Raw genomic sequence first — 19,463 nt, 5'->3', positions numbered from 1 at the left:
AATCGCCACGTAGACGGGTGTCTACCAGCCGCGCTCGGCGAGGCGGTGGGGCTGCGGGATGTCGTCGACGTTGATCCCGACCATGGCCTCGCCCAGGCCGCGGGAGACCTTGGCGATCATGTCCGGGTCGTCGAAGAACGTGGTGGCCTTCACGACGGCGGCGGCGCGCTCGGCCGGGTTGCCGGACTTGAAGATGCCCGAGCCGACGAACACGCCGTCCGCGCCCAGCTGCATCATCATCGCCGCATCCGCCGGGGTCGCGATGCCGCCGGCGGTGAACAGCACGACCGGGAGCTTGCCCGTCTCGGCGATCTCCTTGACGAGCTCGAACGGGGCCTGCAGCTCCTTGGCCGCGACGTAGAGCTCGTCCTCGGGCAGGGACGTGAGGCGCTTGACCTCGGCGCGGATCTTGCGCATGTGCGTGGTCGCGTTGGAGACGTCGCCGGTGCCGGCCTCGCCCTTGGAGCGGATCATCGCCGCGCCCTCGTTGATGCGGCGCAGGGCCTCGCCGAGGTTGGTCGCACCGCACACGAACGGGACGGTGAACTTCCACTTGTCGATGTGGTTCTCGTAGTCGGCCGGGGTCAGGACCTCGGACTCGTCGATGTAGTCCACGCCGAGGGACTGCAGGACCTGCGCCTCGACGAAGTGGCCGATGCGCGCCTTGGCCATGACCGGGATGGAGACGGCCTCGATGATCGAGTCGATCATGTCCGGGTCCGACATGCGGGACACGCCGCCCTGGGCACGGATGTCAGCAGGGACGCGCTCGAGCGCCATGACGGCCACGGCGCCGGCATCCTCGGCGATCTTCGCCTGCTCGACGTTGACGACGTCCATGATGACGCCGCCCTTGAGCATCTCGGCCATGCCACGCTTGACCCGGTTGCTGCCGGTCGTGGGAGCCGAGGCGTTTGCTTCAGTAGACACGTGCTCGTCTTTCTTGTCGCGCGGAAAGCTTGGAAACGTCTGTGGGGACACCTCAGTCTATCCCCGGCTGCCCGCCTGCCGGTGCACCGCGAGCACCCGCTGGACCACTGTGACGGCGCTGGCTGCCGCAAGGAGCCCAAGCGTCCACGTCAGGAACACCGCCGGCAGGCCGAGGCCCACGAGGCCCGCGACGACGAGGGTCGAGACGAGCCGCTCGGCACGCTCTGCGATGCCGACGTTCGCGGCGTATCCGAGCGACTCGGCCTTCGCCCTGGCGTAGGAGACGATGTTGCCCAGCGCGAGGCACGCCACCGCGAGGGCCCCGGTCAGGAAGCTCCCGCCGCTGCCGAAGAACCAGAGGGCGAGGCCGCCGAACACCGCCGCGTCCTGGACGCGGTCGAGCGTCGAGTCGAGGAAGCCGCCCCACGTGCCGGCGCGCTGCGACAGGCGGGCCATGAGGCCGTCGATGACATCCGAGAACACGAACGCGGTGATGACCACGACGCCCCAGAAGAGCTGGCCCAGGGGGAAGAGGATGATGGCGCCGAGGGACACGCCCAGCGTTCCGGCGAGCGTGACCGCGTCCGGGGAGACGTGCAGGCGCAGCAGGAACCGCGCGAGCGGGGTGAAGACGCGACCGAAGGTCTCGCGCGCGTGCCTATTGAGCACCCGCGGCCGTCCCCTCGCCCGGCCAGGCCTCCGCGAGCAGCCGGCGCGTCTCGTCGAGGGTCTGGGTGATCTGCTTGGTCTGGGCGATGATCGGCAGGAAGTTCGCGTCCCCTCCCCACCGCGGGACCACGTGCTGGTGGAGGTGGGCGGCGATCCCGGCCCCGCCCGCGTCGCCCTGGTTGATCCCCAGGTTGAAGCCGTGCGGGTTGGACACCGCCCGGATCACCCGCATCGCCGTCTGCGTGATCTGCGCCATCTCGGCCGTCTCCTCGGCGGTGATGTCGGTGTAGTCGGCCACATGGCGGTAGGGGCAGACGAGGAGGTGGCCCGGGTTGTAGGGGAACAGGTTCAGGATCGCGTAGCAGGTCCGGCCGCGGTGCACGATCAGGGACTGCTCGTCGCTCCGGCCCGGCGCCGCGCAAAAGGGGCAGTCCTTGTCCTTGTACTGGCCCTGGCCGCCCTTGACGTAGGCCATCCGGTGGGGGGTCCACAGGCGCCCGAACGCGTCCGGCGTCCCGGGCAGCTCGAACGGGTCGGTCACTGCGGCGTCCGACGCGGCCGCGTCGACGGCCGGGTCCGCGTGCTGGCCCTGGGCGCCCCCGGACCCCGCCACGTCAGAGCGCCCTCGAGCGGACGGCCTGGACGATCCGCGCCACGGCCTCGTCGACCGGAACACCGTTGTCCTGGCTGCCGTCGCGGAACCGGAACGAGACCGCGCCCGCGTCGGCGTCGTCGCCGCCGGCGATGAGGACGAACGGGACCTTCTCCTTGCTTGCCGTGCGGATCTTCTTCGGGAAGCGGTCGCTCGAGGCGTCCACCTCCGCGCGGATCCCCTCCTTCTTGAGGCGGTCCACGACGTCGTACAGGTAGTCGTTGAACGCCTCGGCGACGGGGATGGCGACGACCTGCACCGGGGCGAGCCACGCCGGGAAGGCGCCCGCGTAGTGCTCCGTGAGGACGCCCAGGAACCGCTCGATCGAGCCGAACTTCGCGGCGTGGATCATGACCGGCTCCTGGCGGGTGCCGTCCGCGGCCTGGTACTCGAGCCCGAAGCGGGCGGGCTGGTTGAAGTCGTACTGGACGGTGGACATCTGCCACGTCCGGCCGATCGCGTCGCGGGCCTGGACCGAGATCTTGGGGCCGTAGTAGGCGGCGCCGCCCGGGTCCGGGACGAGCTCGAGCCCGGTCTCGAGGGCCACCCGCTCGAGGACGGCCGTGGCCTCCTCCCACTGCTCGTCGGTGCCGATGAACTTGTCCGACTCCGGGTCCCGGGTGGAGAGCTCGAGGTAGAAGTCGTCGAGGCCGAAGTCGCGCAGGAGCGAGAGGATGAACGTCAGCAGGTGCTTGACCTCGCCCGGGGCCTGCTCCTTGGTCACGTACGAGTGCGAGTCGTCCTGGGCGAAGCCGCGCACGCGGGTGAGGCCGTGCACCACGCCGGACTTCTCGTACCGGTAGACGTGGCCGAACTCGAACAGCCGCATCGGCAGCTCGCGGTAGGACCGGCCGCGGGAGCGGTAGATCAGGTTGTGCATGGGGCAGTTCATGGCCTTGAGGCGGTAGTCCTGGCCCGGCTTGGTGATGTTGCCGTCCTCGTCGCGCTCCTCGTCGACGTGGAGCGGGGGGAACATCGTGTCCGCGTAGTACGGCAGGTGGCCCGAGGTGTGGAACAGGCCGTCCTTGGAGATGTGCGGCGTCCCGACGTACTGGAAGCCCTCCTCGATATGCCGGCGGCGGACGTAGTCCTCCATCTCCCGCTTGATGATGCCGCCCTTGGGATGGAACACGGGCAGCCCAGAGCCGAGCTCGTCGGGGAAGGAGAACAGGTCCAGCTCGGCGCCGAGCTTGCGGTGGTCGCGCCGCTCGGCCTCGGCGATGCGGTCCTGGTAGGCCTTGAGGGCCTCCTTGGTGGGCCAGGCGGTGCCGTAGATGCGCTGGAGCTGGACGTTCTTCTCGTTGCCGAGCCAGTACGCGGCCGCGGAGCGGGTGAGGGCGAAGGCGTTGGAGATGAGCTTGGTGTTGGGCAGGTGCGGGCCGCGGCACAGGTCGCACCAGACGACGTCGCCGCTCTTGCGGTCGATGTTGTCGTAGATCGTGATCTCGCCGGCGCCGACCTCGACGTTCGCGCCTTCCTTCGCGGCGGCGTCGTGCGCCTTCGAGTCCTGGTCCTTGACCCCGAGGAGGACGAGCTTGTAGGGCTCGTCGGCCATGGCGGCGCCGGCCTCGACCTCGGTGACGACGCGGCGCCGGAAGACCTGGTTCTGGTTGACGATCTTGAGCATCATCTTCTCGAGGGTGCGCAGGTCCTCGGGAGTGAAGGGCTCGGCGACGTCGAAGTCGAAGTAGAAGCCGTCCTTGATGTAGGGACCGATGCCGAGCTTGGCCCCCGGGCGCAGCTGCTGCACGGCCTGCGCCATGACATGCGCCGTCGAGTGCCGCAGGACGTTGAGCCCGTCCTCGCTGGCGATGTCCACGCCCTCCACCTCGGCGCCGGCCGGGACGGCCTGATCGAGGTCCTTCAGGCCGCCGTCCACCCGCATCACGACGATCTCGCGGTGTCCCTCGAACAGCTCGGTTCCCGTGGTGCCCTCCGTCACGGTTCGCGGTTCGCCGTCAACGGTGATTGTCATCTGCTGGGCCTCTGGCACGGGTCTCTCCTCGTCATGTTCCGGCTTCATAGCTTGTGGCGTACGGAGACCACAGCCAGCCAGCGTCAAGCCTATCGGATCGCGTCCCCCACCCACGGCGGCGACAGGCGGCCGCCGCGTGGCCCGATGGCCCGGGCCGCGGCCATAATGGGCGCATGTGCGGCAGATACGTCATGGCCCGGCCGGTGGGCGACCTGGTGGCGGAGTTCGACGTCGACGAGACCTACGTCGATGCCCTCGAGCCCTCCTACAACATTGCGCCCACGGACCCCGTCCCGATCATCCTCGACCGCCGCGAGAAGGACACCGGAGGACTCTCGCGCAAGCTCGTCACGGCGCGCTGGGGGCTCGTGCCCCCGTGGGCGAAGGACACCAAGGGCGCGGCGCGGCTCATCAACGCCCGCCGGGAGACGGTCACGGAGAAGCCCTCCTTCCGCAAGGCCGCGGCGTCCAAGCGGGCGCTCGTCCCGGCGGACGGCTACTACGAGTGGGAGAAGCGCGAGAGCACCGCCAAGCCCGGCACGCTCGAGAAGGTCCCCACCTACCTGCACGCGGACGACGACGGGCTGCTCGCCTTCGCTGCCCTGTTCGAGAACTGGCCGGACCCGACCCTCCCTGCGGACAGCCCGCACCGGTGGCTGCGCACGTGCACGATCCTGACGGGCCCGGCCTCGGACGCCCTGGGCTACATCCACGACCGCACGCCGGTGATCGTGCCCCGCGAGATGTGGTCGGACTGGCTCGACCCGGAGACGACCGGCGAGGCGGACGTGCGGGCGCTCATCGACTCGATGCCGGAGCCGCATCTCGCCCCCCGCGTGGTGGGCAGCCTCGTGAACAGCGTCCGCAACGACGGCCCGGAGCTCATCGAAGCAGCCGGGTGAGCCGCACCGCCGGGAATACCCGGCGCCCGCAGCGCGTTGGAAGACCCGGATCCCCTACCCCTAGGAGTACACGCATGGACACCTTCACCCCTGCAGCCGGCAGCATCACGATGTTCTCGACGACCTGGTGCGGCTACTGCAACCGGCTCAAGAAGCAGCTGGACGCCCAGGGCATCGGCTACACCGAGGTGAACATCGAGGAGGTCGAGGGCACCGCCGAGCTCGTGGAGCGGCTCAACGGCGGCAACCGCACCGTCCCCACCGTCGTGTTCCCGGACGGCACTGCCGCGACCAACCCCTCCGCGGCACAGGTGAAGGCCAAGCTCGGCCTCTGACGCCTCGGGGCATCCGGCGGTCTGCACCGCGGACCCGGTTTGCCCGGCCTCCCCCGGCCCCTCCTACGATGGCCCCACACCGTAGGACGAGTCAGGGGAGGTTTTTTCATGGCCAGCGCAGCTCAGCAGCCCAGGATGCACGAGGTGAGGGGGGTCGTGGTGCGCTCGAAGGGTGCCGCGGCGGTGGTGGAGACGATCCTGGTCCCGGATCCGGGGCCGGGCGAGGCGCTCGTGGACGTGCTCACGTGCGGGGTGTGCCACACGGACCTGCACTACAAGCAGGGCGGCATCGGGGAGGACTACCCGTACCTGCTCGGGCACGAGTCCGCCGCCGTGGTCTCCGCGGTCGGCCCGGACGTGACGGACCTCAAGCCCGGGGACCGGGTGATCCTGAACTGGCGGGCCGTGTGCGGGCAGTGCCGGGCCTGCGCCAAGGGCCAGCCGCAGTACTGCTTCGCGACCGACAACGCGACCCAGAAGATGACCCTGGCCGACGGGACCCCGCTCTCCCCGGCCCTGGGCATCGGCTCCTTCGCGGAGAAGACCCTCGTCGCCGCCGGGCAGTGCACGAAGATCGACGACGACGTCGACCCCGCCGCGGTCGGCCTGCTCGGCTGCGGCATCATGGCCGGCATCGGCGCGGCCATCAACACCGGCGAGGTCGCCCGCGGGGAGTCCGTGGCCGTGATCGGCTGCGGCGGGGTCGGCATCGCCGCGATCGCCGGGGCCAGGCTCGCCGGCGCGACCACGATCATCGCCGTCGACCTCGACCCGGCCAAGGTCGAGCTCGCCCAGACCCTCGGCGCCACCCACGGGGTCGTCTCGCGCGAGACCGACCCGGTCGAGGCCATCCGCGAGCTCACCGGCGGGCACGGCGCGGACGTGGTGATCGACGCCGTCGGCCGCCCCGAGACCTACAGGCAGGCCTTCTACGCCCGCGACCTCGCCGGCCGCGTGGTCCTCGTCGGCGTCCCCACCCCGGAGATGGCCCTCGAGCTGCCCCTGCTGGACGTCTTCGGCCGCGGCGGGTCGCTGAAGTCCTCCTGGTACGGCGACTGCCTGCCGAGCCGCGACTTCCCCATGCTCGTGGACCAGTTCAGGCTCGGCCGCCTGCCCCTGGACGCGTTCGTCACCGAGCGGATCGGCCTGGGCGACGTCGAGGCCGCGTTCGAGAAGATGCACCGCGGCGAGGTCCTCCGCTCGGTGGTCGAGCTCTGATGCCCGCCAGCATCGACCGCCTCGTCACGGCGGGCACGTTCAGCCTCGACGGGGGAACCTGGGAGGTGGAGAACAACGTCTGGATCGTCGGCGACGACACCGAGGCCATCGTCATCGATCCCGCCCACGCCGCCGTCGCCGCCGCCGTCGCCGGCCGCACCGTGACCGCGGTGCTGCTCACCCACGGCCACGACGACCACATCCGCCACGCCCGCGAGTTCGCCGACCGGGTCGGGGCCCCCGTGCTCCTGCACCCGGCCGACCTCATGCTCTGGGACGCCCTCTACCCCGGCACCGTCCCCGACGCCGAGATCGCCCACGGGGAGGTCTTCACCGTGGCCGGGACCGAGCTGACCGCCCTGCACACCCCCGGCCACACCCCAGGCTCCGTCTGCTTCCACGCCCCCGCCCTGGCCACCGTGTTCACCGGCGACACCCTCTTCGCCGGCGGACCCGGCGCCACCGGCCGGTCCTACTCCGACTTCCCCACCATCATCGACTCCATCCGCACCCGCCTCCTCACCCTCCCGCCGGATACGGTGGTCAACACCGGCCACGGCGACCCCACCACCATCGCCGCCGAAGCCCCCCACCTCCAGGACTGGATCGACCGCGGCCACTGAGTGCCCGGGATGTGTGTGTGCATGCCCGCTGCGGCGGGTAAGGCGCGGGCATGCGCACCGCCCTCCTCATGATTGACATGCAGAACTCGTTCTTCGAGTTCCCGGAGCTTGCGGCCCAGCGTGACCGCCTCGTTGCGGCCTGCAACGAGCTTCTGGCTGCCGCCCGCGCCGCGGAAGCACCCGCCTTGGTGGTCCGCACCGAGCACGAGCGCGACCAGTCGACCTGGACTCTCGCAATGCTCGACGACGGGCAGGGCTTCGCCTTCCGCGGCACGGAGCAGGCCGAGTCGCTCGCCGAGCTCGACATCGAGGGGCTCCCCCAGCTCGTCAAGCGTCGCGACAGCGCATTCGTGGGCACGGATCTGCTGCAGCGGCTGAGGACGTGGGGCACCGAGCGCCTCCTGCTCGCGGGGGTGTCCACCCACCTGTGCCTCGCCCAGACGGCGGCGGATGCCTATGCCCTGAACCTCCGCGTGGCCTACGCTGCCGAGGCGATGGGCGCCGACGACGCAGAGCAGGCCGACGCGATGCTCACGATCCTCCTCGAGCAGTACCGCCAGGAGCGGCTCGGCAGGGAGGACGCGCTCGCCCTGCTCGGCCAGGCGAAGCGGGCCTCCGTCAGTTGAGGGCGCCCTGGTCCCGGTACATGGCCAGCAGCGCGGCCTCGACGGCGTCGACCGTGAGGCCGGGCACGAGATCGTCCGCGGCACCCGCGGTGGCCGGGTCGAACGGCAACGCGAGGGCGCGGTAGACGTCGGTGAGCACGGCGCGCACGGGCGCGGCGTCGGCCACCACGAAGACCGAGGAGAACAGCCAAGCCCCGGCGACCACCCGCTGGGCCGTGCCGACGAGCTTGAGCCGGCCGCCCGCCGTCGTGCCTCCCGGGCCGCTCCGGGCGGGGAGGCCGGCGCCGGCCGGGACGCCGTGGACGCTGAACTCGCCCGGGCAGTACTCCCCGGGGATCTCACCCACGCGGGCGTCGACGCCGAGGGTGCGCAGTGCGCCTGCGTAGAGGTCGCCGAAGACCTCGAACCGGTGCCGGTGCCCCACCATCGCCTCGCGGGCCGGCTCGATGTGGTCCACGATGAGCGTGCCGGCGTGGTAGGCCGCCGCCCGGCCGCCGGCGCGGCGCACCACGGGCTCGAAGCCGTGCGCGAGGGCCGCGGACCGGGCCGCCTCGAAGCCCGGCAGGCGCGTGTCCCGCTGCCCGAACGCGAGGGTGCGCTGCGGGCGGTAGAGCCGGAGCGTCCCGCCCCGGGCGCCGCGCTTGACCTCGTCGAGCAGTTCCATGGCGCGCCCCAGCTCAGCCGCGGCCCCGCCCCCGGCGGACCCGCCCAGGCCGGTCCCGGAGACGACCTCGAGCGGCACGTGGTCGCCGCCGTTCCACTCCGCCACGGATCAGCTCCTGCGCAGCGTGAGGATCTGCTCGGCCCGGCCGAAGGGCCCGTCGTCGTCGTGCAGCACGGAGGAGGTCAGGCCGATCCCGTCCGTGCCGAAGGACACCGCGTTGTCGATGCCGAGCCACTCGCCCCGGGGCTCGCGGTACATGTGGATCTGGAGGTCGACGTTGGGGAACGCCCAGCTGCCGGGGCCGGGCGGGACCCGGGTGGCGATGCCGTTGGCCGTGTCGACGAGCCCGATGAGCCGGGCCCACTCGGGGCTCTCCGCGCCGCCGACGAGGGGGTGGGCGGTGCGGATCCACACGGTGCCGCTGCCCGAGCGATGGCCCGGAGCCTGGTACATCTCGAGCGAGCGGATGTAGCCCCCGGGCCATTCGGTGGCCCCGTCCCAGCGCTCGCACTCCTCGCGCGGCGGGATGCGCGGGTCCTCGACGGCGGCGACCGCCGAGGTGTCCGCGGTGACGAGCCGCCAGGCGGTGGCCCGCACGGCGGGGCGGCCCTGGGCGGTCAGCTCGGCCTCGATCAGCTCGATCGTCCTGCCGGGGCGGACGGTGCGGGTCGTGACCTCGAACTCGCCGCCGTGGATGAGGCCGAGGATCTCGTAGCCGATGCGCGCGATGCGCATCTCGGGGCGCGGCTCGTGGTGGGCCAGGGCGTGGGCGAGGATGCCGGAGGCGGGTGCCATGTGCTGCTCGTGGGCGTTCCAGGCGCCCTGGGCGTGGATGGTGGAGCGGTAGCGGCCGCCGCCGAGGTCCTCGTAGTAGAAGTCGCCCTCGGCCAGTTCGGGCAGCGCCTGCGCCCACTCGGCCGATGTCCCTGCCTGCTGCGTCACGTCCCGCTCCTCTCCTGGCCTGCTCTCCGCTGTGCGGCCCCGTCCACCTTATCGCCAGCGGCAAGGCGGCCCCGCACCGCTGCTGGCTCCGGCCGGGACTATTTGCGCACCCCGCGCGGTTCTGACCTTCATGACCGTGACCCGTGCCGACGTGGGCTTCCGCTCCGAACGTGGCCCCATCCTCATCGCCCTCATGCTCACGACGGGCCTCGTGGCGATCGATTCGACCATCGTCGCGACGGCAGTGCCCTCGATCGTGCGCGACGTCGGCGGGTTCTCCTCGTTCCCGTGGCTCTTCTCCGCCTACATGCTCGCGCAGGCCGTCTCCGTGCCGGTGTACGCCAAGCTCGCCGACATGCTGGGCCGCAAGCCGCTGATCCTCACGGGCATCGGCCTGTTCCTGCTCGGTTCGGTGCTGTGCGGGATAGCCCCGACCATGGGCGCGCTCATCGCGTTCCGCGTGGTGCAGGGGCTCGGCGCCGGCGCCGTGCAGCCGATGGCCATCACGATCGCCGGGGACATCTACACCGTCGCGGAGCGGGCCAAGGCGCAGGGCTACCTCGCGAGCGTGTGGGCGGTCTCCTCCGTGGTGGGGCCGACCCTCGGCGGCGTGTTCGCGTCGCTGGGCATCTGGCGCGGGATCTTCCTGATCAACATCCCGCTCTGCGTGCTGGCGGCGTGGATGCTCGCGCGCACGTTCCACGAGTCCTTCGAGAAGGAGCGGCACCGGATCGACTACCTCGGATCCGGGCTGCTGACCGTGGCGATGACGCTGCTGATCCTCGGGGCGCTCGAGGGCGGCCAGGCGTGGGCGTGGGCCTCGCCGCTGGGCATCGGCGTGCCGGGCGCGGGCGCGGCCCTGTTCGTGGCCTTCCTGCTCGCCGAGCGGCGCGCCGCGGAGCCGGTGCTCCCCCTGTGGGTCATGTCCCGCCGGCTCCTGCTCACCACCACGCTGGTCTCCTTCGGCGTGGGGGCAATGATCCTGGGGCTGACGTCCTATGTGCCCACGTTCCTCGAGGGCGCGCTGGCGGTCTCCCCCGTGGTCGCGGGCCTCGCGCTGGCAGCCCTCACGCTCGGCTGGCCGATCAGCGCCTCCCAGTCCGGGCGGCTGTACCTGCGGATCGGCTTCCGCCGCACCGCCATCATCGGCATCCTGGTCGCCGTGGCCGGCACAGCCGTGCTCGCCGCGACCGCCCATACCCCGGACGTGCTCTTCGTCGCGGGCAGCTGCTTCGTGATCGGCCTCGGGCTCGGTCTCACCGCCTCGCCCACCCTCATCGCCGCACAGTCGAGCGTCGACTGGAGCCGGCGGGGCGTGGTCACGGGCACCAACCTGTTCGCCCGCTCCATCGGCAGCGCCCTCGGCGTCGCCGTCTTCGGCGCGATCGCCAACGGGATCTACGCGTCGGCGCCCGGCCGGCCGCTCGCCGTCGTGCCCGCCTCCGCAGCGGTATTCCTCGCGGTCCTCGTGGTTGCCGCCCTCGCCGTGGCCGCGGTGCTCGCCATGCCGCGTGACGCCCAGAAGGAGCCGGACGCCGCCGGCGCCGAGGCCGAGTCGCGGCGTCCGGCGCCCTAGGCAGGACCGGGAGTGAGGCCGGGGCCGGGCGCCCCGGGCTCCGGCTCGCGCGAATCCAGGCGGTCGCGGACCATACGCACGATCCGCGACAGCGCGAGCGAGATCGCGCCGGTCGCATCGCCGGGGGCCTCCCGCGCGGCCACCTCGTGGTACGAGCCGCTGAGCGCCTCGATCGCCTCCTGGGCACGGTCCAGCAGCCCTTCCGGGGCGTCCTCCTCGCCCCAGCCCCGCAGGGCCTCGGCGGTGGCGAGCAGTGCCGCGGCTACTTCGGGGGTCAGCTCGGCGGGCACGCGCGTGCCCGCGTGCTCCTCCCAGATGACGCTCGTGAGCACATCGGTGATGTCCTGGACCCTGAAGGTGGCCCGCTCGAGCGCCTGCAGGTCCGCGAGGTCCGCCGCGAGGTCCCGGTGGTGCCGCTTCCTGCGGGGATTGGCCCGGGCGCTCACTTCGGCCTCCTCGACGGCGCCGCGCACCTCCGCCGCTGTCGTCGCCAGCAGGCCCTCCCTCGTGGCCCACTCCTTCCGGCTCGGGGGCCATTCGTCCTCCGTAACGGCGGCGGCCATGTCCTCGAGCTGGTCGCCGAGCGCATGGCGTAGCCGCGCGAAGGCCGGAGTCACGGCTGCGACCCGCAGCGGCGGGAAGACGATCCAGTTCACCGCCAGGCCGACCGCGACGCCGAGCCCCATCTGGACGAGGTACGCCAGGGAGAAGACATCGCGACGGTTGGCCCCGGCAACGAGGACGAAGAGCGCCGCGAGGGGGACCCACTCGCGGCCGCTGCCCATCCGCGGGAGGCCGCCGACGATCATGCCGACGCCGACCACGAGCGCGACCGACCAGGCCGCGGTGTCGGCGAAGCTGCCCACGAACAGCGCCACGCCGATGCCGAGCGCGAGCCCCACCAGGCTCTGCAGGCCGTTGCGCAGCGAGTCCGCCACGGTCGGGTACATGCTCACGAGGGCCCCGAGCGGGGCGTAGTACGGGTACTCGCCGAGGGAGCCCGGCATGAGCTGCGCGAGGGCCCAGGCGATACCGGCCGCGAGGGCGGTCTTCCCGGCCAGCAGGAGCCGCTCGGCCGACGCGGCCTCCCTGAGTCCGCTGCGGGTGGCCGAGGGCGCCCACACGAGGAATCTGTGGAGGGCCGCGCGGGGTTCACGGGGAAGGGGGACCATCTGCCCAGCGTCGCACGGCGCCCGGGCTGCGTCGACTCGGGCCGGTGTCCGTGCGGTCAGCCGAGCCCGGCGAGGCGTTCCTGGGCCCTGGACACCGTCCGGAGTTCGCGCTCCACGAGCCGTGAGGCGAGCCTGCGGGCACGCTCCGCGGCTGCCCCCTCGCGTTCGGCTGCCGCGAGGTCGTCCTCGAGCTCCGCGATCCGGGCCCGCAGGCCCGCGAGCTCGTCGGTCAGGCGGCGGGCGCGGGCGGCGGCGTCTGCGGCGTCCCGCTCGGCGCCGGCGAGCTCGGCCTGTGCCTCGTCGAGGGCGTGAGCGGCGTCGTCTCGGTCCGCCTCGGCCTCCGCGCGCTCCTCCCTGCGGAGCTCGTCCGCGTGCCTACGCTCCTCCTCGGCGCGCCGCTCGGCGTCTGCCTTCCGGTCGGCGTGTTGCTGGCGGTCGGCGTCCGCTGTACGACGCCGGTCGGCGGCCTTCCGCGGACGCCTGCCGTCGGCGCGGCGACCCCCACTGCCCCCGTGGCCGCCGCCTGCGCTCACCGGCTCGTCGGGTGCCGCGGGCGGCCGGTCGAGGGCCTCGGGCACGGCCACGGCGCCGGAGAGGTCCACCGGGTCGAGGCCGTTGCCCTCGAGGGCGTGGAGCAGGAGGCCGCTCCGGACGGCGGCGGACGCGTGCGCATCGGCCATGGCAGCGCGAAGGGTCTGCTCGATCTCCCCCGCCGCGGCATCACTCACGGCGATGCCCGACTCGTCCGCGGCTGCCCGGGCCGCGGCCACGGCCTCGGCGAGGAGCTGCACCCGCTCCTTGGCGAGGGAGCGCAGGCGTGTGGCGTCGAGGTCCTCCTGGGCCTCCCTCAGCTGGGCGCCGAGGGCTACGACGCGCTCGAGGGCCTCCGCGCCCCGGCGGGCCAGCGCGTTGACGGCCCAGGCGGAGACGGTGGGCTTGGCGAGCCGGGCGACCTGCTGCGCGAGCTCGCGCTTCCCCTCCCGCCGGAGCAGCTTGGCCCGTTCGTTGCGCGCGGCGGTGAAGGCCCCCGGCGCGAGGGCGCAGAGCTCGGCGGCGATGGCAGCGAGGTCCATGCCACGCATCATAGGCGCCAGCCGTCCGCGGCCGCGGACCGACGCCAGCGCCGGCCCCCACCGTCGTATGACAAGTCCGTCATGCTCTAGACAGTCGCGCGATCACCTTTTCATACTTGTCACATCGCCTCGCCGCCCGGCAGCCCGCCGGCTCCTGTCGAAGCGGACTGGACAGGAAGACGTCATGGGAGCAGACCAGAGGACCCGAGTGCTCCTCGTGAGCGCCTACCGCCCACTCCTGAGCGCCCTGCGTGAGCTGCTCGAAGACGAGGGCGTCGACGTGGTGGGCGAGAGCGGAACGGTGACCGAGGGCGCGCGGCTGGCACGGCGGTGCGCGCCGCAGGTCATGGTCCTCGACGAGCATCTCCCCGACGGGGACGCGGAAGCCATGTGCCGGCAGCTCAGTGAGTCCGGGACGCCCACGCGCTGCGTCATCCTCACGAGCCTGGCCGCCCGGCGCGGCCGCAGGAGGCCTCCGGGAGACCCCATCTTCGTGGTCCGGAAGATCGCCAACAGCGGGCTCCCACAGGCTGTCCGGGCGGCCGCGTCCCTCACGCCCGCGTGGTCGGCCGCAGCTTCGCCGAGAGGGTGCAGACGGCCCTGAGGCCGCCCTCCCCGGAGGTGAGGACGCGCCCGACCGGCGCGCGGAGCGCTGGGGCGAGGCGACCCGGTGCATGCCCCGGGGACCTCGCCGGACCCGCGGCTACCAGCGCGGGTGGATCGTCTCGCGGAAGTAGGTGTCGTAGATCCGCCGCACGCCCGCGTCGAACTCGGGGCCGAGCGACGGGGCCCCGGCGGCCGCCGCTGCGTTCCCCCGCGCCTGGTCCGCATTCCTGGCCCCGGGGATCACAGTCGAGACCCCTGGCTGGGAGATGATCCAGGCGAGGGCAGCCTGTGCCGTGGTCAGCCCCTCCGGGACGAGCTTCTGGAACTCGGCGACGGCCTCGAGGCCCTGCTCGAAGTCCACCCCTGAGAAGGTCTCCCCGACGTCGAACGCGGAGCCGGTGCGGTTGTAGTTGCGGTGGTCTCCCTCCGGGAAGGTCGTGCTGCGGCTGTACTTCCCGCTGAGCAGGCCCGAGGCCAGCGGCACCCGCACCACGATCCCCACCCCGGCGTCCTGGGCCGCGGGGAGGACCTCGTCGAGCGGCTTGAGCCGGAAGGGATTGAAGATGATCTGCACCGTGGCGAGGTGCGGCCGGGCGATCGCGGCGAGCGCCTCGCCGGCCGTCTCCACGCTGACGCCGTAGTGGCGCATCACGCCCTCCTCGACCAGCTGGTCGAGGGCATCGAAGACCGCGTCATCGGAGTAGACGCGGGTGGGCGGGCAGTGGAGCTGGACGAGGTCGAGGGTGTCCCGACCCAGATTGCGGCGCGAGCGGTCAAGCCACTCCCGGAAGTGCGCGAGGGTGTAGTTCTCCGGGATCTGGGGCATCCGGCGCCCCATCTTGGTGCCCACCATGACTCCGGCGTCCGGGTGCGCTGTGAGCCACTCGCCGATCGCCCGCTCGCTGCGGCCATCTCCGTACACATCCGCGGTGTCGAAGAAGGTGACGCCCGACTCCGCCGCCGCATCGAGCACCTGCGCGGCGGCTTCGCGGCCGACGTCGCCCCAGTCACCGCCCAGTTGCCATGTCCCCAGACCGATCACGGAGACTTCTCGGCCGGTCCGTCCCAGCACACGCTCGTCCATGGGCTCCGACTATAGTGCCGAAATCGGCCGGCTGGGTCGATGGCTTCAAGAGGATCAGCTGTTCTCGCGCAGGTACTGCTGCGGGTCGACGTCGTGTGCCGGGATGCCGCCCGCGTGCTCTGCCTCGAAGGCCGCGAACGCCACGGCCATCGCGTGGCGTTCCTCGCGGTCCACGTGCCGGCGGAAGTCGGTCAGGCCCTGACGCTCTTCTTCGGCCATGTGGTCGCCGTTGACCTCGTTGACCTCGGCGACGGCGCGGAGCCATTCGACCGAGCCCACCGGGTGTTCGTCGACTGCGGCGACCGCATCGCGGATCTCGTTGTGGTCGTGGACGGCGTCCTCGGTCTCCTCATCGGGCGACTCCTGGGCGATGCGGTCCTTCTGGAGCTTCAGCAGGCGCGGGTAGAAGAGCTTCTCCTCCGCAGCCGCGTGCACCTCGAGCAGGATGCGGAGGCGCTTCCACACCGACCCGAGGGCTTCGGCATCGTCTGGGGAGATTTCTTCGAGCATGCCGAACATGCGGCGCTGCTCGTGGTGATCATTCAGGATGACCTCGGTGATGTCCACATGCTCTCCTTCTGTCACGGCCACTCTGCCAGTCGTGCCCGCGTCCGGCAATCGGGAATCTACGGTCGGCGCCCCTGCGGGCAGAGGCCGGACGACCGTCCGCAGCGTCCTGCGGGCGCGCCGTTCCGCGGCCTCCTCGGAGGCTCCGTCTTCAGCGATCGAGCACTGAGTCCGCAATCTGCTGCGCGGCTTGGTCCGCCGTCAGGTGGGTGGTGTCGACGACCTCTGCTTCAGCGTGCAGCCAGGCGCGGGCCGCCTCGGCGTACGGCTCCAGGTAGGCGAAGCGGAACGTTGAGGGGCCGAGGACCTTGTCGTTCTGTATGCGGTCGCGGAGCGTCGCCCGATCTGCGTGCAGCACGAAGTGGCGGATAGGTATGCCATGCTCGGCAAGGCCGCCGCTGATCTCCCGCCAGTAGCTCTCGACAAGGACGGTCATCGGCATCACGAGGGTGCCTCCGGTGAACTCGAGCACGCGCCGGGCGGTTTCGACGACGAGTGGCCGCCACGGCTCCCAGTGCTGGAAGTTCTCCGTGGCAGGAAGTCCAGGCGTGATGTCCATCAGCACCTCACCGACCTTCTCAGCATCGAGCACGCGCGCACCGGGCAGCAGTTCCTGCACCAGCTTGCTCGTCGTGGTCTTTCCCGCCCCGTGGGTCCCGTTGATCCAGACGATCATGGCTTCCTCTCTGCAGGGGCCGGCGGAGGTCCAGCGTTGACCCTGTAGCTGTTCTGGGCGCCCCCGATGAACCCGCGGCCCGTGGCCGAGCGCCCAGCGCCTGCCGGCGCGACGGTCCCATCCAACGGAGTCTAGAGTCACCGGCCTCGGCGCGCCGGTCCCACGCTCCACGGAGCGAGCCGTACCGGGAGGGGCCGAAGATCACCTCCCAGGTCCCCTCGAGCTCGGCCCGCAGCTCGTCAGGCCAGCCGTCGAAGGAGAGCTGGGAGCAGTTCCGGGACAGCATCCTCAGGCGCCGCATCCAGGCGGGCATCGAGGGCGGATTCACCTCGTCCCCGGAGGAGACCGTCATCGACCTGTACAAGATCATGCCCTGACACTCCGGACGGCCGCGTCATGCAGGCCCCGAACGGTCCACGGGGCAGCAGAGTCCGCCCATCCCGTTGGGCGCGCACACCCCCGGCAGGGCCGAAGGCGCTGGGAAGGACGAGGCCTCCTACGCTTCCCCGGGCAGAAGGCCCGGCAGCCCGACCGCCAGCCCTCACCTGCGCGGGCCCTGCCTGCCCCGCTCGGCCTGAGCAATGTACAGGGCTGCCTGCGTCCTGTTGTCAAGGCCGAGCTTGGACAGGACCATAGAGACGTAGTTCTTCGCTGTCTTCTCCGCCAGAGCCATGTCGTCGGCGATCTGCCGGTTCGTCATGCCCTGGCCGAGCAGCTCCAGCACCCGGGACTCCTTCCGCGTCAGGTGGTCGTAGACCCGCGGTGGCGGGGCCGACTCGATCGCCCCTGAAAGGATCCTGTCCTCCTCCTGGGGGTCGAAGAGCACCTCGCCCGCCGCGACGCGCCGGACCGCGGCGGCGATGTCCTGCCCCCGGAGCTCCTTGAGGAGGTAGCCGGACGCCCCGGCCAGGACCGCGTTGCGGAACCCCTGATCGTCGTGGTCCTCGGCCAGGATCAGACACCTGATGCCCGGGTCGACGGACCGGACACGCCGGCAGACGTCGATCCCCGGCCCGCCCGTCGGCCGCTCATCGAGCACGGCCACCTGGGGGCGCGCGGCGGGAATCCTCGCCGCCGCTTCTGCGGCGGTGCCGCTCTCTCCCACGACGACCATGCCCTGGTCTTCGAGCAGCTCCCTCAGGCCCCGCCTTGCCACCTCGTGGCCGTCCAGGATGTACACCCGGATCGCCTCGTCACTGCTGTCCACGTTGCGCGCCTCTGGCTCAGCCCTGCTTGGAACGGGCGGCAGCCGCCGTGGCGGCGTGAGGGGTGCGGCACACGCCAGGAGTTCCCGTTCAAGGGGTCTCACGGAAGGGGAGCCAGTCTGGTTCAAAGCTCCCCCGTGGGCGCGATTCTTGACCCGCGGCCATGCTAGGGACCGCCCGTCTTGACGGGCGAGTACAAGACGTCAGACCACCGCTCCCACCGGAATTCGCCCGCATCCGGCACCGTCTTGGGCGTGGTCCCGCAGCCGATGGAATCCTGCCGAGGCCCCGGATTCCTTGGGGTCTGCCGCCTCTTGACGGCGGCGCATGCCGGGAGGACAGTGCCGACCGTAAGGGGTTCGGTCCGGGGAGGTCCTTCGGCGAAAGGAGCCCGCAATGGCATGGCGGCTCGAAGGCACGTACTTCGAAAACTGCAACTGCGACATGGTGTGCCCGTGTACGGCCTCGGGCCTCACAGCCCCCGCCGACAACGACCGGTGCGATGTGCTGCTGGCCTTCCACATCGACACAGGCGAAATTGACGGAGTCGATGTCGGCGGCCTGACCGTCGTCGTCGTGGCGGACACCCCTGCCCTGATGGGCGAGGGCGGCTGGCGGATGGGGGTGCTGATGGATGCCGCGGCATCGCCGCGGCAGGCTGAGGCGCTCGGCGCCGTCTTCGGCGGCCAGCGCGGCGGACCGATGGAAGGCCTCGGCCCGCTGGTCGGCGAGATGCTGGGCATGGAGTCCCGCGAGATCGCCTACGCAGACGACGGCCGCGAGCACCGGGTGAAAGTCGGAGACGCCGTCGACATCACAGCGGAGGACTTCGTCTCCCCGCTCGACCCCACCGGCGCGGGAGTAAAGGTCAGCGGCGTCGGCTTCCCCGCCGACACCCTGGCCGCCGGGCGCGCCACCGCGTCCACCGTGGACGTCTTCGGGCTCACGTGGGACAACACCGGGAAGAACTCCTTCTCGGCACCCTTCGCCTGGTCAGCCTGACATGGCGGGGCAGGCACACCTGGCCGCCCGCAACCGCTCGGCTCTTCTCGTGCTGCTCGGCTGCGCGGCCATCGCCTGGTACTTCACCGTCCTCGGGACCGGGGAGATGCCCCCGGGTCCCGGGACGATGGGCCTGGACCTCGCGGGCTTCCTGCTCGTGTGGTCCCTCATGATGGCCGCGATGATGCTCCCGGCGCTGGCCCCGCTTGCCACCGCCTACCTCCGATCTCTCCGGGCGGTACCCGAGGTTCCTCTGCGGGCGGCGCGGACGGCCGCGCTCGTGGCAGGCTACCTGGTGTCCTGGGCCGTCTTCGGAGCAGGCGCCTTCGTGCTGGCGCTGCTCGCCGCAGAGCTGGCGACGGCGGCCCCCGAGGCCGCAGCCTGGACCGGAGCGGGAGTCGTGGCAGGCGCCGGGGTCTACCAGCTGACTCCGCTGAAGGACTTCTGTCTGCGCCACTGCCGCTCCCCCATCGCCTTCCTCCTCCACGTCGCCGGCTTCAAGGGCCCCCTCCGCGACCTCCGCGTCGGCATCTACCACGGCGTCTACTGCATCGGATGCTGCTGGGGCCTGATGGTCGTGCTGACCGCGGTCGGCCTGACGAACCTTGCATGGATGGCGGCCATCGCCGCGACCGTGCTGCTGGAGAAGACCTGGGGCCACGGCCGAGGACTGAGCAGGACCGTCGGCGTTGCACTCATCGTCTTCGCATTCTTTGTGCCCGCGAACCCTGCCCTGCTGCCCGGCCTGCACGCACCCGCCCAGATGCAGGCCGCGGCTTCCGTGGCCCGAGAGGCCTGACGCCACTCCCGCCCTGGCAGCCGCGCGCGAACACAGCTCCGGGGACGCGGGATCGGCCCGCGGAACTGGAGCAGGACGGCTGTTCCATGGAGCGGTGCTTTCGGGTCTTTGTACGGGGACACTCTCCGCCCTCAGGCCATGTGGACGTGTTCGTCGAGCAGATCCGC

21 protein-coding genes are annotated in these 19,463 nt (G+C 71.6%); 9 read left to right on the top strand and 12 right to left on the bottom strand.

Annotation, left to right across the window (positions count from 1 at the left end):
• Positions 1-21: 21 nt before the first annotated feature.
• From pdxS to thrS, 4 genes are all read right to left on the bottom strand, one after another.
• Positions 22-930: a pyridoxal 5'-phosphate synthase lyase subunit PdxS gene (gene pdxS / locus J2W20_RS16925; RefSeq protein WP_307008057.1), complete on the bottom strand. Its 909-nt coding sequence runs from the start codon at positions 928-930 to the stop codon at positions 22-24.
• A 57-nt stretch (positions 931-987) separates the two neighbouring features.
• Positions 988-1,599: a phosphatidylinositol phosphate synthase gene (gene pgsA / locus J2W20_RS16920; protein ID WP_307008056.1), complete on the bottom strand. Its 612-nt coding sequence runs from the start codon at positions 1,597-1,599 to the stop codon at positions 988-990.
• Positions 1,589-2,140: an HIT family protein gene (locus J2W20_RS16915; protein WP_307008091.1), complete on the bottom strand. Its 552-nt coding sequence runs from the start codon at positions 2,138-2,140 to the stop codon at positions 1,589-1,591. Before J2W20_RS16915 ends, pgsA begins: the two co-directional genes overlap by 11 nt.
• A gap of 73 nt (positions 2,141-2,213) precedes the next feature.
• Positions 2,214-4,226, bottom strand: a complete 2,013-nt coding sequence (thrS, locus tag J2W20_RS16910; RefSeq protein ID WP_373458038.1) for a threonine--tRNA ligase — start codon at positions 4,224-4,226, stop codon at positions 2,214-2,216.
• Positions 4,227-4,399: 173 nt separating this feature from the next.
• Here thrS and J2W20_RS16905 point away from each other — a divergent pair, with 173 nt between their 5' ends.
• The 5 genes from J2W20_RS16905 (at position 4,400) to J2W20_RS16885 (ending at position 7,930) form a co-directional block, all read left to right on the top strand.
• Entirely contained in the window at positions 4,400-5,128 is a 729-nt protein-coding gene (locus tag J2W20_RS16905) for an SOS response-associated peptidase (protein ID WP_307008054.1), read from the top strand.
• A gap of 74 nt (positions 5,129-5,202) precedes the next feature.
• Positions 5,203-5,463, top strand: a complete 261-nt coding sequence (locus J2W20_RS16900; RefSeq protein WP_307008053.1) for a mycoredoxin — start codon at positions 5,203-5,205, stop codon at positions 5,461-5,463.
• Between the two features lie 135 nt (positions 5,464-5,598).
• A complete protein-coding gene (locus tag J2W20_RS16895; protein ID WP_373458042.1) occupies positions 5,599-6,681 on the top strand; it encodes an S-(hydroxymethyl)mycothiol dehydrogenase in 1,083 nt (360 codons plus the stop codon).
• Entirely contained in the window at positions 6,681-7,304 is a 624-nt protein-coding gene (locus tag J2W20_RS16890) for an MBL fold metallo-hydrolase (RefSeq protein ID WP_307008051.1), read from the top strand. Before J2W20_RS16895 ends, J2W20_RS16890 begins: the two co-directional genes overlap by 1 nt.
• A 50-nt stretch (positions 7,305-7,354) precedes the next feature.
• Positions 7,355-7,930 (top strand): cysteine hydrolase family protein, encoded by a 576-nt coding sequence (locus J2W20_RS16885; RefSeq protein ID WP_307008050.1) that lies wholly within the window; start codon positions 7,355-7,357, stop codon positions 7,928-7,930.
• Here the strand turns inward: J2W20_RS16885 and J2W20_RS16880 are convergent.
• On the bottom strand, positions 7,923-8,672 hold the full coding sequence (locus J2W20_RS16880; protein WP_373458041.1) for a lipoate--protein ligase family protein: 750 nt from the start codon (positions 8,670-8,672) through the stop codon (positions 7,923-7,925). The genes J2W20_RS16885 and J2W20_RS16880 overlap by 8 nt on opposite strands.
• Before the next feature lie 30 nt (positions 8,673-8,702).
• Positions 8,703-9,536, bottom strand: a complete 834-nt coding sequence (locus tag J2W20_RS16875; protein WP_307008048.1) for a thioesterase family protein — start codon at positions 9,534-9,536, stop codon at positions 8,703-8,705.
• Positions 9,537-9,666: 130 nt separating this feature from the next.
• Here J2W20_RS16875 and J2W20_RS16870 point away from each other — a divergent pair, with 130 nt between their 5' ends.
• Entirely contained in the window at positions 9,667-11,112 is a 1,446-nt protein-coding gene (locus tag J2W20_RS16870; protein WP_307008047.1) for an MFS transporter, read from the top strand.
• Here J2W20_RS16870 and J2W20_RS16865 read toward each other — a convergent pair.
• The gene (locus J2W20_RS16865; RefSeq protein ID WP_307008045.1) at positions 11,109-12,284 is read right to left on the bottom strand and encodes an FUSC family protein; all 1,176 of its coding nucleotides are present in this window, start codon (positions 12,282-12,284) and stop codon (positions 11,109-11,111) included. The genes J2W20_RS16870 and J2W20_RS16865 overlap by 4 nt on opposite strands.
• Before the next feature lie 56 nt (positions 12,285-12,340).
• Complete coding sequence (locus tag J2W20_RS16860; RefSeq protein WP_307008044.1) at positions 12,341-13,357, bottom strand: hypothetical protein; 1,017 nt, start codon at positions 13,355-13,357, stop codon at positions 12,341-12,343.
• Between the two features lie 184 nt (positions 13,358-13,541).
• On the opposite strand from J2W20_RS16860, the gene J2W20_RS16855 reads away from it, so the two are divergent.
• Positions 13,542-13,961 (top strand): hypothetical protein, encoded by a 420-nt coding sequence (locus tag J2W20_RS16855; protein ID WP_307008042.1) that lies wholly within the window; start codon positions 13,542-13,544, stop codon positions 13,959-13,961.
• Positions 13,962-14,060: 99 nt separating this feature from the next.
• On the opposite strand, the gene J2W20_RS16850 is transcribed toward J2W20_RS16855, so the two are convergent.
• The 4 genes from J2W20_RS16850 to J2W20_RS16835 form a co-directional block, all read right to left on the bottom strand.
• Complete coding sequence (locus J2W20_RS16850; protein ID WP_307008041.1) at positions 14,061-15,047, bottom strand: aldo/keto reductase; 987 nt, start codon at positions 15,045-15,047, stop codon at positions 14,061-14,063.
• A 54-nt stretch (positions 15,048-15,101) separates the two neighbouring features.
• Positions 15,102-15,614 (bottom strand): hemerythrin domain-containing protein, encoded by a 513-nt coding sequence (locus J2W20_RS16845; RefSeq protein WP_307008039.1) that lies wholly within the window; start codon positions 15,612-15,614, stop codon positions 15,102-15,104.
• Between the two features lie 151 nt (positions 15,615-15,765).
• A complete protein-coding gene (locus J2W20_RS16840; protein ID WP_307008037.1) occupies positions 15,766-16,290 on the bottom strand; it encodes an AAA family ATPase in 525 nt (174 codons plus the stop codon).
• Positions 16,291-16,831: 541 nt separating this feature from the next.
• A complete protein-coding gene (locus J2W20_RS16835) occupies positions 16,832-17,497 on the bottom strand; it encodes a LuxR C-terminal-related transcriptional regulator (protein WP_307008035.1) in 666 nt (221 codons plus the stop codon).
• A gap of 394 nt (positions 17,498-17,891) precedes the next feature.
• Between J2W20_RS16835 and J2W20_RS16830 the strand changes: the two genes are divergently transcribed.
• Both J2W20_RS16830 and J2W20_RS16825 read left to right on the top strand, forming a co-directional pair.
• A complete protein-coding gene (locus tag J2W20_RS16830) occupies positions 17,892-18,497 on the top strand; it encodes a DUF1326 domain-containing protein (RefSeq protein ID WP_307008033.1) in 606 nt (201 codons plus the stop codon).
• Between the two features lies 1 nt (position 18,498).
• Positions 18,499-19,296 (top strand): DUF2182 domain-containing protein, encoded by a 798-nt coding sequence (locus tag J2W20_RS16825; RefSeq protein WP_307008032.1) that lies wholly within the window; start codon positions 18,499-18,501, stop codon positions 19,294-19,296.
• The last annotated feature ends 167 nt before the right edge of the window (positions 19,297-19,463 follow it).

The sequence above is a fragment of the Sinomonas atrocyanea genome (assembly GCF_030812675.1).
GTDB classification, from domain to species: domain Bacteria; phylum Actinomycetota; class Actinomycetes; order Actinomycetales; family Micrococcaceae; genus Sinomonas; species Sinomonas atrocyanea_B.
This window is presented reverse-complemented; position numbering and strand designations above follow the sequence as displayed.